Source organism: Stenotrophomonas sp. 3diitr2024, assembly GCF_042136455.1.
In the GTDB taxonomy this organism is placed as follows: Bacteria; Pseudomonadota; Gammaproteobacteria; order Xanthomonadales; family Xanthomonadaceae; genus Stenotrophomonas; species Stenotrophomonas sepilia.
Map to the genome: position 1 here is coordinate 1 of NZ_JBHHMJ010000264.1, position 13,943 is coordinate 13,943.

The window sequence follows — 13,943 nt, forward strand, 5'->3', positions numbered from 1 at the left end:
GCCGGCCGCTGGCCGGCAACCCGTCGGTGCCGAGGGTGCCATGGATGCCGGCCAGCGGCCGGCACTACCACGGTCATCAATATTTCTCTTTCTTCCGCTTGGCCGGCTTGCCCCGCTCAGGCAGCGGCGGCAGCCCGTCACCCTCGTCCTCGCCCTTGTGTTCGACCAGCCGGAAGTCGATCTTGCGCTCTTCCATGCTGGCCTTCAGCACCAGGATGCGCACGCGGTCGCCCAGCCGGTAGCTGCCGCCGCGGCGTTCGCCGGTCAGCGTCTTGCGGGTCGCGTCGAACTTGTAATAGTCCTGCGGCAGCTGGGTCACGTGGACCAGGCCCTGCACCTTCGACTCGTCCAGTTCCACGAACAGGCCGAAGCTGGTCACGCCGCTGATCACGCCGTCGAACTGGCCGCCCACGTGCTTTTCCATCCACGCCGCGCGGTAACGCTCGTCGACCTCGCGCTCGGCCTCGTCGGCACGGCGCTCACGCTCGGAACACTGCAGCGCCAGCGCGGCCATCTCGCGGGCGTTGTAGGTGAACTTGTCCAGCGGCTTGCCGGACAGCGCATGCTTGATCGCGCGGTGCACCAGCAGGTCGGGATAGCGACGGATCGGCGAGGTGAAGTGCGCGTAGGCCTCCAGCGCCAGGCCGAAGTGGCCGTGGTTCTCCGGGCTGTAGATCGCCAGGCTCTGGCTGCGCAGCAGCACCGACTCCAGCAGCGTCGCATCGGGGCGGTCGCGTATCTTCTTCAGCAGTTTGGTGTAGTCACCCGGGCGCACCTTCGACCACGGCGGCAGGCTCAGCTTGAACTCCTTGAGGAATTCCAGCAGGTCGGCGTACTTGGTTTCCGGCGGCTTCTCGTGGATGCGGTACGGCGCCGGCACGTGGCGCGACAGCAGGTACCTGGCCGCCTCGACGTTGGCCGCGATCATGCATTCCTCGATCAGCTTGTGCGCGTCGTTGCGCACCAGCATGCCGGCCTGGGTGACTTCACCGCGATTGTCCAGCACGAAGCGCACTTCGCTGCTTTCGAATTCGATGGCACCGCGCTTGGCGCGTGCCTCGGACAGCACCTTGTACAGCTGGTGCAGGCGCTGCACCTGCGGCAGCAGGTCGCCCATCCAGGCCTTGGTATCGGCATCGTCCTCGCCGACCGCCTTCCACACCTGGGTGTAGGTCAGGCGCGCGTGCGAATTCATCACCGCCTCGTAGAAGCGCGAATGCGTGACCAGGCCATCGCGGTCGATCTGCATGTCGCAGACGAAGCACATGCGGTCGACTTTCGGCATCAGCGAGCAGATGCCGTTGGACAGCGTCTCCGGCAGCATCGGCACCACGAAGCCCGGGAAGTACACCGAGGTGGCGCGCTTCTGCGCTTCCTCATCCAGCGGCGTACCGGGGCGCACGTAGTTGGAGACATCGGCAATGGCCACCACCAGGCGGAAACCGTCGGCATTCGGCTCGCAGTACACCGCGTCGTCGAAGTCCTTGGCATCCTCGCCGTCAATGGTGACCAGCGGCGTGCTGCGCAGGTCGACACGGTCGCCGATCATCGCCGGATCAACCACCAGCGGCACCGATGCGGCTTCGTCCAGCACCTCCTGCGGGAACTCGAACGGCAGCTCGTGGCCGTGGATGGCGGTCTCCACCACCAGCGATGCGGTCAGCTTGTCGCCCAGCACGGCGATGATGCGGCCGATCGGCGGACGGCGGCTGTCCGGTGCCTGGGTCAGTTCGCAGACCACCAGCTGGCCATCACGCGCGCCCCCGGTCTGGTCCGGCGGTACCTGCACGTTGCGCTGCACGCGCTTGTCGTCAGGTACCACGTAATTGATCCCCATCTCGACGCTGAAGCGGCCGATCAGGCGGGTCATGCCGCGTTCGAGCACGCGCGCAATGCTGCCTTCGCGACGGCCACGGTGGTCGATGCCGGTCACGCGGGCCAGCACCTTGTCGCCGTGCATCACCTTGCGCATTTCATACGGCGGCAGGAACAGGTCGTCGCCACCCTCGACCGGACGCAGGAAACCGAACCCTTCCGGGTTGGCGATCACCACGCCGGTAACCAGGTTCAGGGTCTGGATCGGGGCGAAACCGCCGCGGCGGTTCTGCACCAGTTGACCATCGCGGACCATGGCACCAAGCCGGCGCGACAGCGCCTCGGCCCGATCCGGTGCGGTCAGGCCCAGGCGTGCACCAAGTTCCTCGGCGGTCTGCGGCCCTTCGCAACGCTCCAGCAGGGCCAGGATGGCCTCGCGGCTGGCGATGGGCTGTTCGTATTTCTCGGCTTCGCGGGCGGCGTAGGGATCGTCGATCACCTTGCCGGTGGGCGGCAGCTTGCGGCCCGGGGCCGGGCCGGGCGCTGCCGCATCAGCGGTGCGGACCTTGCGGCCGCGCGGCGGCGTACCGCCTTCATTCAATTCGGGGAACCAGCCTGGCAGCGGCTTGCCCGGCTTGGGGGTGCGGGCTGCGCCCGCCTTCGGGCCCTTCTTCGGGGCTTGGCTGCGGGACTTGCTCCCGCCCTTGCTTGGTTTTTTGGTAGTCATCGCCCTACATGGTAGCCGTTGACGGCGTGCAGAACGGGTCAGCGCCCGCCCTGGAGGCGTTGGATGAAATAATTTCAGGAAGTCGTTGACAGCTCCCGGATTCATCTTCACAATTGCGCCTCTGGAACGCCCAGGTGGCGGAATTGGTAGACGCACTAGTTTCAGGTACTAGCGGGTAAAACCGTGGAGGTTCGAGTCCTCTCCTGGGCACCAACGAAAAAACTCCTCGCTTCGGCGGGGATTTTTTTTGCCTGCGATCCGGCGCTCTGGCCCTGGGGTCAGAGCCCCTTTCGCAAGCGAAACGGGATCCGACCCCGGCGCTGCAAAAGGTGTTGACACCCCCATAACGACACCCCATAATCTCGCTCCTCGACGCCCAGGTGGCGGAATTGGTAGACGCACTAGTTTCAGGTACTAGCGGGTAAAACCGTGGAGGTTCGAGTCCTCTCCTGGGCACCACGTCGAGAATGAGAAAGACCCGCGAAAGCGGGTTTTTTCATGCCCGGAATTTGGCATCAGAACAATGGCCGCAGCACCAGCTCCAGGCCGAGCAGCAGCAGGAAGCCAAGGAAGCACGCCCGAAACACCCGTGCGCTGATGCGCTGCCGGATCACCTGCCCCAGCCACATGCCCAGCAGTGCCGGCACCACCGCCAGTGCACTCAAGCCCAGCTGCTGGATGCCGAACGCACCGTGCAGCACCAGGCCCGTGGTCAGTGCAATCGTCGATACGGTGAACGCCAGCCCGAGCGCCTGCACCAGTTCTTCGCGCTGCAACCCCAGTGATTGCAGGTACGGCACCGCCGGCATCACGAACACGCCGGTGGCGCCGGTCACCACACCGGACAGCGCGCCCACCAGCGGCCCCAGCCAGCGCTCGCGCCGCTGCGGCACGCGGAACACCGGCGCAAGCAACGCATAGGCGGCATAGACCATCAGGGCCACGCCCAACGCAACGCGCGACCCGCTGCGATCGACCCGTACCAGCAGCGCTGCCGAACCCAGCGTCACCACCACCACGGCCAGCATCATCGGCCACAGGCGCCGCACGATGGGGCCCAGCGCTGGCCCGGACAACAGCTGCCACACATTGGTGACGAAGGTCGGAATGAACAGCATCGACGCTGCTGCCACCGGCGACAGCGTACTGCCCAGCACCCCCATCGCCACCGTCGGCAACCCCATGCCGGTCACCCCCTTGACCACGCCGGCCAATACGAACACCAGCACCAGCAGCACGTAGAAGTACATCGATTCATCCATGCCTTCATTGGATCGGGCGGAGCAACGGCGCACAATGCGGTCTTTCCGGCCCTGCCTTCGGCTGATCCGAAGGCGATGGCCCTGCGATAAGGGCACCCACATGCGGATGGACATCGCCGACCTGCGCCTGTTCCTGGCAATCGCCGAGGCCGGGAGCATCACTGCCGGCGCAACGCAGGCGAACCTGGCCCTGGGTTCGGCCAGCGAGCGCCTGCGCACGATCGAAGCCGATGCCGGCACCCTGCTGTTGAACCGGCATCCACGTGGCGTCAGCCTGACTGAAGCCGGCGCCGCCCTCGCCCACCATGCACGCCTGATCCTGCAACAGCAGGCGCAGCTGCGCGGCGAACTGCAGGCATTCGCGCAGGGGGCGCGCGGCACCCTGCATCTGTATGCCAACACCGCAGCACTGACCAACTACCTGCCCTCGCGGCTCGCACCGTGGTTGGCCGAACGACCCCGCCTGCACGTCGAACTGCTGGAACGCACCAGCCCCGAAGTCGTGCGTGCAATCAGCGCTGGCCAGGCCGAGGCCGGCATCATCAGTGATGCGGTCGACGCCACCGGCCTGCAGCAGCATGTGGTGGCCGAAGATCCGCTGGTGATGCTGCTGCCGGCCGACCACCGCTTCGCCACACGGCGCACGCTGGCCTTCGCCGATATTGCCGGCGAGACCTTCGTTGCCCTGGCCGATGGCAATGCACTGCAGACCTACATCGAAGACCAGGCGCGCGACATCGGTCGCCGACTGGACGTGCGCATCCGCATGAAGACCTTCGAGGGCGTCTGCATCATGGTCGGCCACGGCATCGGTGTCGGTATCGTGCCGCGTACCATTGCGCGCCAGCATCGGCGCAGCACGCATACCGTTGCGGTGCCGCTTGCAGATGCGTGGGCACAGCGCCGCCTGTGCGCCTGTTTCGCCGAGTGGGCGCAGCTGTCACCGGCGATGCGCAGCCTGCTGCACCACCTGGGCGTGCAAGCGCAGAAAATAGTGTGAAATGTTGTTGACACACTCTCTGCCGTGCCGCACAATTCATCTCCTGAGTCGCCCAGGTGGCGGAATTGGTAGACGCACTAGTTTCAGGTACTAGCGGGTAAAACCGTGGAGGTTCGAGTCCTCTCCTGGGCACCACGACTCAAGATGATCAAACCCGCGAAAGCGGGTTTTTTCGTTTCCGGAGGCTGGGTGGCACGCGATGACGTGGATCCACCAGACAGAAACCCCGCCTTGCGGCGGGGTTTTGTGCGTTTCAACGCCAATGGTCGATCAATGCCCACCGCCCGCGGACGCCGCACCTGCGCCTGCGCCGAACGGCGGCTTGGCCAGCCAAAGGAAGGTGATGATCGCCAGGAAGATCCAGCCCAGCAGGAAGAAGATGTCGTTGAAACCCATCTGCGATGCCTGGTGGTTGATCATGTTGTTCAGTACCGCCGCGCCATGTTGCAGGTCGCCCTGCCCCATTGCAGTGACCTGCTCCTGCATGCCCGGCTGATAGGCCGAGATGTGCTCGGTCAGATCGGCATGGTGCACCTGGGTACGCCGCGCCCACAGCCACGTCGTCAGCGAGGCCGCGAAGCTGCCGCCCAGCGTGCGCAGGAACGTCGCCAGGCCGGAGCCCGCCGCGATCTCGCGCCCATCCAGGTCCGACAGCAGGATCTGCAGCACCGGCATGAAGAACAGCGCCACGCCAATGCCCATGATCAGCTGCACGCCGGCCACGTGCATGTAGTCCACCTGCAGGTTGAAGTTCGAGCGCAGGAAGCTGGTCATCGACAGCACGATGAACGCCACGGTGGCCAGCATGCGCATATCGAAGCGCGACGCATACTTGCCCACGAACGGCGTCATGATCACCGGCAGGATGCCGATCGGTGCGGTCGCCAGGCCTGCCCAGATCGCGGTATAGCCCATGTCACGCTGCAGCCACTGCGGAATCAGCAACGCCACGCTGAAGAACGCCGCGTACGCCACCACCATCGCCAGCGTACCGGCGCGGAAGTTGCGATGCCGGAACAGCTTCAGGTCGACGATCGGATCCTTGTCGGTCAGTTCCCAGATCAGGAACACCGTCAGCGTCACCACCGCCACGCAGGCCAGCACCACGATCTTCATCGACGAGAACCAGTCCTCGTCGTTGCCCAGGTCGAGCACCAGCTGCAGCGCGCCGACACCGATCACCAGCGTGATCAGGCCGACGTAGTCCATCTTCGGCTTCTCGATCTGCTCCGGGCGTCCCTTCAGCTGGTTGCCCACCACCAGCGCGGCGAAGATGCCCAGTGGCACGTTGATCAGGAAGATCCATTCCCAGCTGTAGTTGTCGGTGATCCAGCCACCGAGGATCGGGCCGCAGATCGGCGCCACCACCGTGATCATCGCCAGCAGTGCCAATGCCTGCCCGCGCTTCTCACGTGGATAGATCGAGACCAGCAGCGACTGCGTGATCGGGTACATCGGGCCGGCCACGAAGCCCTGCAGCGCACGCGACACCACCAGCATGCCCATGCTCTGCGCAAGGCCGCACAGCAGCGAGGTGATGACGAAGGCCAGGGTCGCCCAGACGAACAGTCTGCGTTCGCCGAAGCGGCGGCTGAGCCAGCCGGTCAGCGGCAGCGCGATGGCCGTGCTGACCGCGAACGAAGTGATGACCCAGGTCGCCTGCTGCGAACTGGCACCGAGGTTGCCGGCGATGGTCGGCAGCGAGACGTTGGCGATGGTGGTGTCGAGCACCTGCATGAACGACGCCATCGCCAGGCCTACGGTGCACAGGGCGACGCTGGGCGGCAGGAACCCGGAGGCCGCAGCCGGCGCCGCCGGTGCGCCCGGAGCGCCGGGCGCGGCTGGAGCTTGTGCGGACATGGCGACCTCAGCCCACCTTCGCCTGCTGCTGCGGCAGGTTGCCCTGGATGATCGTGTGGATCACCTCGTCGGCATCATGCAGCTGCTTGGCATACACGTCGGTGTCGAACACCGTGCCCTTGGCCGGGGTGCTCGGCAGCACTTCGCCCTTCTGGTCGCGCAGGCTCACTTCGGCCTTCATCGACAGGCCGATGCGCAGCGGGTGCTCGGCCAGCTGCTTGGCATCGATGGCGATGCGCACCGGTACGCGCTGCACGATCTTGATCCAGTTGCCGCTGGCGTTCTGCGCCGGCAGCAGCGAGAACGCCGAGCCGGTGCCCAGCCCCAGGCTCTGGATGCGCCCCTTGTACTTCACGTCGCCGGCGTACAGGTCCGACTTCAGCTCCACTTCCTGGCCCAGGCGCATGTGGCGCAGCTGGGTTTCCTTGAAGTTGGCCTCGACCCACATCTGCTCGGTCGGCACCACGGCCATCAGCGCATTGCCCGGCTGCACGCGCTGGCCGACCTGCACCGAACGACGGGCGACGTAGCCGGAGACCGGCGCAACGATGCCGGCGCGGGCATTGTTGAGGAAGGCCTGGCGCAGCTGCGCAGCGGCGGCCTGCACATCCGGCTGGGTGGCGATCACGGTGTCGTCGACCAGCGCGCGGTTGCGCTCGACGGTCTCGCGTGAACCGGCCACGGCGGCTTCGGCCGCGGCCAGCTCGTCGCGGGCGTGGGCCAGTTCTTCGTTGGAGATGGCGCCGGTGGCGGCCAGGTCCTTGCGGCGGGCGTAGTCTTCGCGCACGCGCTTGAGGGTCACCTGGCGGGCGTTCAGGTCCGCCTGCGCGCCTTCCACGCTGCGGTACAGGCCGCGGGTCTGGCGCACGGTCTTGGCCAGGTTGGCTTCGGCCTGCTGCAGCGCCACTGCGGTGTCGGACGGGTCCAGCTGCACCAGCAGCTGGCCGCGCTCCACGCGCATGCCGTCATCGGCATTGATGGCGACCACGGTGCCGGCCACCAGCGGGGTGATCTGCACCTGGTTGCCCTGCACGTAGGCATCGTCGGTCTCTTCGAACCAACGGCCGAACATGAAGTACCACAGCGCCAAAGCGGCAAGCAGCAGCACGACGATCACGAACAGGCCGCGCAGCAGGTTGCCGCGGCGGTTGGGGGCGGCCGGGGCCGCGGTGTCTTGGGTCTGGCTCATGTCGGAGATCTTCAGGAATGCGAGGAATCGGAATGGGAGGCGATCGGTGCGCGGTCGGCGTCAGTGGGCTGGAAACCACCGCCCAGCGCCTTGCTCAGGCGCACCGAGGACTGCACCTGCTGCGACTGCAGGCCGGCCAGCTGCTGCTGCGACTGCAGCAGGGTGGACTGCGCGGTCAGCACGTCCAGGTAGCTGCCGATGCCGGCACGGTAGCGCTGCTGGGCCAGGTCGAAGGCAGCGCGTGCGGTGTCCACCGCCTGCTGCTGCGACTGCGCCTGCTGTGCCAGCGAGCGCACCGCGTTGACCTGGTCGGCCACATCACGCAGCGCATCGAGCACGGTCTGGTTGTAGTTGGCCACCGCCAGGTCGTACTGCGCATCGGTATTGGCCAGGTTGGCGCGCAGCTTGCCGCCCTCGAAGATCGGCAGGCTCAGCGCAGGGCCGATATAGGCGAAGGTGGAACTGCTCTTCAGCAGGTCGCCCACATTCGGGGCGACCACGCCGGCCAGCGCGGTCAGGTTGAAGCTCGGGTAGAACTTGGTCTTGGCAACCTTGATCTGCTTGTCGGCCGCTTCAACGCGCCAGCGTGCGGCCACGATGTCGGGGCGGCGGCCAAGCAGTTCGCTGGGCAGCACGCCCGGCAGCTGCAGTGCCACCGGATTCAGCGGCTGCGGGCGCTGGATCGACAGGCCACGGTCCGGGCCCTTGCCGACCAGCGCGGCCAGTGCGGTGCGGGCCGCGTCGATGCGCTGCTGGGCAGCCTGCACCTGCTGCTGCGCGGCCGGCACGCGGGCCTCGGCCTGGCGCACCTGCAGATCACTGTCGATGCCGGCGCGGCGGCGCTGGCGGGTCAGTTCAAGTGACTTCTGCGAACGGCTCAGCTCTTCCTCGGCTACGTCGTTGAGCTGCCACGCGTAGGCCAGGTCGGCATAGGCCTGGGTGATGCCAGTGGACAGGTTCAGGCGCGCGGCCTGCGCTTCAACGGTGGCGGCGTGGGCGCCGTCCACAGCGGCTTCCCAGGCGGCGCGCTTGCCGCCCCACAGGTCCACGCCATAACTGAAGTCGAAGGCGACCTGGCTGCTGCCGCCGTAACGGCCACCCATCTCGCTGCCGACCATCGATTCGGGCAGGCGCAGGCCGGTGTAGCCACCGGACACCGACAGGCTCGGCAGTTCGTCGGCACGTGCGGTGCCGACCTGGGCCTGGGCCTGGCGCAGGCGGGCATCGGCGGCGTCAAGGCTCGGGTGGCCGGCCAGGCCCTCGGCGACCAGCGCGTTCAGCTGCGCATCACCCAGTGCCTTCCACCAGTCCTGCGCCGGGAAGCCGGTGGCGCTCAGGTCGGTGTCGGCCAGGGTGCGTTCGCTGTGCAGGCTGTCCACGTCAAGCACGTGGCCCTGCGGGTTGAGGCCACGACTGCTGGCGCAGGCGGCCAGGGCCAGGGCCAGCGCTGACACCAGCAGCGCGCGCCCGGACCGGCGGAGAGTGGAATGCGGGATCGGGTTCATGGGGTCGTCAGTGAATCGCGGATTCGGGTAAGGAGGGACAGCAGCAGCGTGCGCTCGTCGGCGGAAAGGTCACGCAGGGCGTAATCCATCACCGCGTCGCCACGCAGCTTCAAGCGTGCCCACAGCGCGCGGCCTTCGTCGGTCAGCACGATCTGCAATGCCCGCCGGTCCTGCGCATGCGGTTCGCGGCGGACACAGCCCAGCGCTTCGAGCTTGTCCAGCAGCCGGGTCACCGCGCTGGGCACCTGATCGATGGCCTGGGCCAGTTCGTTGGCGGTGCACGGCGCCATGTTCGAAAGCACCTTCAACCCGATGTAGTGGGTGAAGCCGATGCCCAGATCTTCTTCAGCCATGGACGCGTCGAGTTGGCGGACCAGGCCGTCGCGCACCTGGCGCAGCAGCAGGCCGAAGCTGGGGGGAGTGGTTGCAGGACAGATCATGGGGGAGCATTCTCTTCCAAAAAAAATATTTCTCAATGGAAATATTTGATCTGGCATCGAATGCTGTGTTGCAGCAGTGGGCTGGATCAGTGAAGGCGCCTACCTTAATGACCTGCCCAGGTGGCCCGGTAGTACAATCTAGCCAATGGATGACACATTTCAGCCAGCAGACATGATGAACAAGGCAGAAATCCCCGCTCCCAAACGCCTGCTCAGGGACGAGGCACTGGACTGGTTCGAGCGCAACGACGGTCCCCCGGTGGTCGGTTTCCGTTTCGACAGCCCGCAAGGGCTGGTCCGTGAAGTGGATTGGCATCATCACCAGCGCGCGCAGCTGATCTGCGTCGAGCGCGGCCTGCTGACCACCCGTACCTCGCACGGCACCTGGTCGCTGGCGCCGGGCTCGGCCGGCTGGATGCCACCGCTGGAGCCGCACACGGTCACCCTCGACGGCCCCCTGCGTGGCTGGGGCATGGCGCTGGCGGCTCCGGTCTGCGCCACCCTGCCCTCCGATCCCTGCGTGCTGGGCCTGTCCAAGCTGGCGCAGGCGCTCGCCGACCGCATCTGTGACTGGCCACCGGGCTACGACACCACCTCCGAACGCCAGCACATCATCGAGGTGCTGGTGGACGAGATCCGCACAGCGCCACGCCAGCGCATGCACCTGCCGATGCCGCATGACCGGCGCCTGCTGAAGATCGCCTCGCAGCTGCTGGCCGACCCGTCCGACGAACGCAGCCTGGCCGAATGGGCGCACTGGGCCGGCCTGTCACCGCGCAGCCTGACCCGCCACTTCCGCGACGAGACCACGCTCAGCTTCGCCCAGTGGCGGCAGCAGGCCCGGCTCTCCGAAGCCCTGCGCCAGTTGACCGATGGCCGCAGCGTCGCCGACATCGCCCACGCACTGGGCTTCAGCAGCGCCAGCGCCTTCGTCACCGTGTTCCGCCGCCACTTCGGGCTGCCACCGGGGCGCTACCTGGCGCGGGCCGGCCACGGCCTGGAAACCGGGCTGGACCCTGCGCGCGGCTTGGCATCCCCCGCCGCATCCGGATAATCACAGGATTGCGAGCGGCGACCGCCGTCGCCGCCTCCCGACATAGGTAACAACGCCGCATGACCGAACTTGCCCGCCCCGTGTTCCACGGATTCGAACAACTGCCGCTGCGCGAGTACGCCGAACGCGCCTACCTCGACTACTCGATGTACGTGGTCCTGGACCGTGCCCTGCCGTTCATCGGCGACGGCCTGAAGCCGGTGCAGCGCCGCATCATCTATTCGATGAGCGAGCTGGGCCTGAATGCCGCGTCCAAGCCGAAGAAGTCCGCGCGCACCGTCGGCGACGTCATCGGTAAATACCACCCGCACGGCGACAGCGCGTGCTACGAGGCGCTGGTGCTGATGGCGCAGCCGTTCTCGTACCGCTACCCGCTGATCGAGGGCCAGGGCAACTTCGGCTCCAGCGACGACCCGAAGTCGTTCGCGGCGATGCGTTACACCGAATCCAAGCTGACCCCGATCGCCGAAGTGCTGCTGGGCGAACTGGGCCAGGGCACCACCGACTGGGCACCGAACTTCGACGGTACCCTGCAGGAGCCGACCTGGATGCCGGCGCGGCTGCCGCACCTGCTGCTCAACGGCACCACCGGCATCGCCGTGGGCATGGCCACCGACGTGCCGCCGCACAATCTCAACGAGATCGTCAGCGCGCTGCTGCACCTGCTGGACAACCCCGACGCCACCGTGCGCGACCTGTGCGAACACGTGCAGGGCCCGGACTATCCGTCCAGCGCCGAGATCATCACCGCGGCCAATGACCTGCGCAACATCTACGAGACTGGCAACGGCAGCGTGCGTGCACGCGCGACCTTCACCAAGGAAGCCAGCAACATCGTGATCACGGCGCTGCCGTTCCAGGTGTCGCCGTCGAAGGTGATCGAGCAGATCGCTGCACAGATGCGCGCCAAGAAGCTGCCGTGGCTGGAAGACATCCGCGATGAATCCGACCACGCCAACCCGGTGCGCGTGGTGCTGGTGCCGCGTTCGAACCGCGTCGACGCCGACCAGCTGATGGGCCACCTGTTCGCCACCACGGACCTGGAGCGCAGCTACCGCGTCAACCTCAACGTGATCGGGCTGGACGGCCGTCCTCAGGTGAAGAACCTGAAGATGCTGCTCAGCGAATGGCTGACCTTCCGCAGCAACACCGTCACCCGCCGCCTGCAGCACCGCCTGCAGAAGGTCGAGCGCCGCCTGCACCTGCTGGAAGGCCTGCTGGTCGCCTTCCTCAACCTGGACGAGGTGATCCACATCATCCGTACCGAGGACGAACCGAAGGCGGCGCTGATCGCGCGCTTCGGCCTGTCCGAGGAACAGGCCGAGTACATCCTGGAAACCAAGCTGAAGCAGCTGGCCCGCCTGGAAGAGATGAAGATCCGCGGCGAGCAGGAAGAGCTGGCCAAGGAGCGCGAGAAGATCCTCGGCATCCTCGACAGCAAAGCCAAGCTGAAGAAGCTGATCCGCGATGAACTGACCGCCGACGCCAGGAAGTTCGGCGACGCACGCCGTTCGCCGCTGGTGCAGCGCCAGGCGGCGCAGGCCATCGACGAGACCGAGCTGGTGCCGAGCGAGCCGATGACCGTGGTGCTGTCGGAGAAGGGCTGGATCCGTGCCGCCAAGGGCCACGACGTCGATGCATCTGCCCTGTCCTACCGTGAAGGCGACGGACTGCAGGGCGCGGTGCGCGCACGCAGCACCCAGCAGGTCGCGTTCCTCGACAGCGAGGGCCGCGCCTACTCGACGCCGGTGCACACCCTGCCCTCCGCGCGCGGCAATGGTGAACCGCTGACCGGCCGCTTCTCGCCGGCACCGGGCACCAGCTTCGTGACCCTGGCCAGCGCCGAGCCGGACACCCGCTTCGTGCTGGCCTCCAGCCACGGTTATGGCTTCGTCACCCGCTTCGAGAACCTGATCGGCCGCAACAAGGCCGGCAAGGCGATGCTGAACCTGTCTGCAGGTTCGTCGGTGCTGACCCCGTCGGCAGTGGCCAACGTCGCCACCGACCGCATCGTGGCAGTGACCAGCTCCGGCAACCTGCTGGCGATCGCCGCCAACGACCTGCCGGAACTGGACAAGGGCAAGGGCAACAAGATCATCGAGATCCCGAAGGCCAAGCTCGCCACCGAACGCGTGGTCGCCATCGTGGCGATCAGCCCGGGGCAGACCCTGCAGGTCCGCGCCGGCCAGCGCACGATGGGGCTGAAGTTCAACGAGCTCGACGCCTACCTCGGCGCCCGCGCCACACGCGGCCACCTGCTGCCGCGCGGCTGGCAGAAGGTGGAAGGGCTGTCGGTGGAATGACCGCTGCGGGGGTCGGATCCCGTTCCGACGGAACGGGCTCTGACCCCGGACTATCGCTCCTGGTAGGTGTCAACCTTGGTTGACACGCCCTTGCGGGTAGACGCCAACTTGGATTGGCGTCAGTCGACGAACAAGGCATAAGCGACAATTGCTGACCAGTTGCACGCAAATAGCCGGGGAAATCCCGGCTATTTGCGTTTTTTGGATCACAATCAAATGATTGATGCCAACACAAACCACCAGATGATTCCTTCAACCATTCACGTTCAGGGCCTTGGCGAACTGCACATCGTTGGGGATCGCGATACCGGCTGGTTCGCCCAAGGACACCTGCCTGCCGGGGACGGCACTTTCTTCTCGATCCAGATGTCAGAAGACGGTCAGCTGATGGCTGGAGTCGGCTTCGTGATGGAACAGCTCTCTAAACTCCCAGTGCTGCAACAGTACGCATTGGATCATCTCGCCGCACACTTCCCAGTCGAAGCTTCATCAGGGGAAGGCCCTCTGGCCTCTGAGCCAGAGATTACGTTCTGGGAGCTGGAAAGGTGGTCGATGCTCTTTGCAGAGGGACGGCTACCCATCTGCTACCCCTACGGAGTTCTGGTCGACTTCATTGGACTGACTCCCGTGGGATACCAGGATCTCTCCGATGCAGAGGAGATATGAAACCCCGTCTCTGACTTGAATCTCCGTCGTCGTGCCATGCATCCCGAGCGAGGGGTCAGAGCCGTTTTCGTCGAAAACGGATCTGACCCCAGGCACGAAAAAGCCGGGGCATTCCCCGGCTT

10 protein-coding genes and 3 tRNA genes are annotated in these 13,943 nt (G+C 66.2%); 7 read left to right on the forward strand and 6 right to left on the reverse strand.

Annotated features, from left to right (window positions below; all coding sequences use genetic code 11):
• Positions 1-76: 76 nt before the first annotated feature.
• Positions 77-2,542, reverse strand: coding sequence for a ribonuclease R (rnr, locus tag ABGA94_RS06060; RefSeq protein WP_375366672.1), 2,466 nt, complete (start codon positions 2,540-2,542; stop codon positions 77-79).
• 128 nt (positions 2,543-2,670) lie between these two features.
• Between rnr and ABGA94_RS06065 the strand changes: the two genes are divergently transcribed.
• Positions 2,671-2,755 (forward strand) — tRNA-Leu (locus tag ABGA94_RS06065).
• Positions 2,756-2,916: 161 nt separating this feature from the next.
• A tRNA-Leu gene (locus tag ABGA94_RS06070) sits at positions 2,917-3,001 on the forward strand.
• Between the two features lie 56 nt (positions 3,002-3,057).
• Here the strand turns inward: ABGA94_RS06070 and ABGA94_RS06075 are convergent.
• Positions 3,058-3,804: a sulfite exporter TauE/SafE family protein gene (locus ABGA94_RS06075; RefSeq protein WP_053501281.1), complete on the reverse strand. Its 747-nt coding sequence runs from the start codon at positions 3,802-3,804 to the stop codon at positions 3,058-3,060.
• Positions 3,805-3,904: 100 nt separating this feature from the next.
• On the opposite strand from ABGA94_RS06075, the gene ABGA94_RS06080 reads away from it, so the two are divergent.
• Both ABGA94_RS06080 and ABGA94_RS06085 read left to right on the forward strand, forming a co-directional pair.
• A complete protein-coding gene (locus ABGA94_RS06080) occupies positions 3,905-4,804 on the forward strand; it encodes a LysR family transcriptional regulator (protein WP_111127045.1) in 900 nt (299 codons plus the stop codon).
• 50 nt (positions 4,805-4,854) lie between these two features.
• Positions 4,855-4,939, forward strand: a tRNA-Leu gene (locus ABGA94_RS06085).
• A 135-nt stretch (positions 4,940-5,074) separates the two neighbouring features.
• Here ABGA94_RS06085 and emrB read toward each other — a convergent pair.
• The 4 genes from emrB to emrR are packed head-to-tail and all read right to left on the reverse strand — an operon-like array spanning position 5,075 to position 9,798.
• Complete coding sequence (gene emrB / locus ABGA94_RS06090) at positions 5,075-6,664, reverse strand: multidrug efflux MFS transporter permease subunit EmrB (protein WP_065177423.1); 1,590 nt, start codon at positions 6,662-6,664, stop codon at positions 5,075-5,077.
• Positions 6,665-6,671: 7 nt separating this feature from the next.
• Entirely contained in the window at positions 6,672-7,853 is a 1,182-nt protein-coding gene (emrA, locus tag ABGA94_RS06095) for a multidrug efflux MFS transporter periplasmic adaptor subunit EmrA (protein WP_021204129.1), read from the reverse strand.
• Between the two features lie 11 nt (positions 7,854-7,864).
• Positions 7,865-9,358, reverse strand: coding sequence for a multidrug efflux transporter outer membrane subunit EmrC (gene emrC / locus ABGA94_RS06100; RefSeq protein WP_375366674.1), 1,494 nt, complete (start codon positions 9,356-9,358; stop codon positions 7,865-7,867).
• Positions 9,355-9,798: a multidrug efflux system transcriptional regulator EmrR gene (emrR, locus tag ABGA94_RS06105; RefSeq protein WP_005415875.1), complete on the reverse strand. Its 444-nt coding sequence runs from the start codon at positions 9,796-9,798 to the stop codon at positions 9,355-9,357. Before emrR ends, emrC begins: the two co-directional genes overlap by 4 nt.
• 172 nt (positions 9,799-9,970) lie before the next feature.
• On the opposite strand from emrR, the gene ABGA94_RS06110 reads away from it, so the two are divergent.
• The 3 genes from ABGA94_RS06110 to ABGA94_RS06120 all read left to right on the forward strand — a co-directional run bounded on the left by ABGA94_RS06110 (position 9,971) and on the right by ABGA94_RS06120 (position 13,821).
• Positions 9,971-10,852, forward strand: coding sequence for an AraC family transcriptional regulator (locus ABGA94_RS06110; RefSeq protein ID WP_171958382.1), 882 nt, complete (start codon positions 9,971-9,973; stop codon positions 10,850-10,852).
• 59 nt (positions 10,853-10,911) lie between these two features.
• Positions 10,912-13,155, forward strand: coding sequence for a DNA topoisomerase IV subunit A (gene parC / locus ABGA94_RS06115; protein WP_329916142.1), 2,244 nt, complete (start codon positions 10,912-10,914; stop codon positions 13,153-13,155).
• Between the two features lie 216 nt (positions 13,156-13,371).
• On the forward strand, positions 13,372-13,821 hold the full coding sequence (locus tag ABGA94_RS06120; protein WP_049412190.1) for a hypothetical protein: 450 nt from the start codon (positions 13,372-13,374) through the stop codon (positions 13,819-13,821).
• Positions 13,822-13,943: the final 122 nt, after the last annotated feature.

What these genes read in the sequence shown, in the direction of transcription:
- rnr (WP_375366672.1), bottom strand. Translation starts at nt 2,542, where the DNA reads ATGACTACCAAAAAACCAAGCAAGGGCGGGAGCAAGTCCCGCAGCCAA.
- ABGA94_RS06075 (WP_053501281.1), bottom strand. Translation starts at nt 3,804, where the DNA reads ATGGATGAATCGATGTACTTCTACGTGCTGCTGGTGCTGGTGTTCGTA.
- ABGA94_RS06080 (WP_111127045.1), top strand. Translation starts at nt 3,905, where the DNA reads ATGCGGATGGACATCGCCGACCTGCGCCTGTTCCTGGCAATCGCCGAG.
- emrB (WP_065177423.1), bottom strand. Translation starts at nt 6,664, where the DNA reads ATGTCCGCACAAGCTCCAGCCGCGCCCGGCGCTCCGGGCGCACCGGCG.
- emrA (WP_021204129.1), bottom strand. Translation starts at nt 7,853, where the DNA reads ATGAGCCAGACCCAAGACACCGCGGCCCCGGCCGCCCCCAACCGCCGC.
- emrC (WP_375366674.1), bottom strand. Translation starts at nt 9,358, where the DNA reads ATGAACCCGATCCCGCATTCCACTCTCCGCCGGTCCGGGCGCGCGCTG.
- emrR (WP_005415875.1), bottom strand. Translation starts at nt 9,798, where the DNA reads ATGATCTGTCCTGCAACCACTCCCCCCAGCTTCGGCCTGCTGCTGCGC.
- ABGA94_RS06110 (WP_171958382.1), top strand. Translation starts at nt 9,971, where the DNA reads ATGATGAACAAGGCAGAAATCCCCGCTCCCAAACGCCTGCTCAGGGAC.
- parC (WP_329916142.1), top strand. Translation starts at nt 10,912, where the DNA reads ATGACCGAACTTGCCCGCCCCGTGTTCCACGGATTCGAACAACTGCCG.
- ABGA94_RS06120 (WP_049412190.1), top strand. Translation starts at nt 13,372, where the DNA reads ATGATTGATGCCAACACAAACCACCAGATGATTCCTTCAACCATTCAC.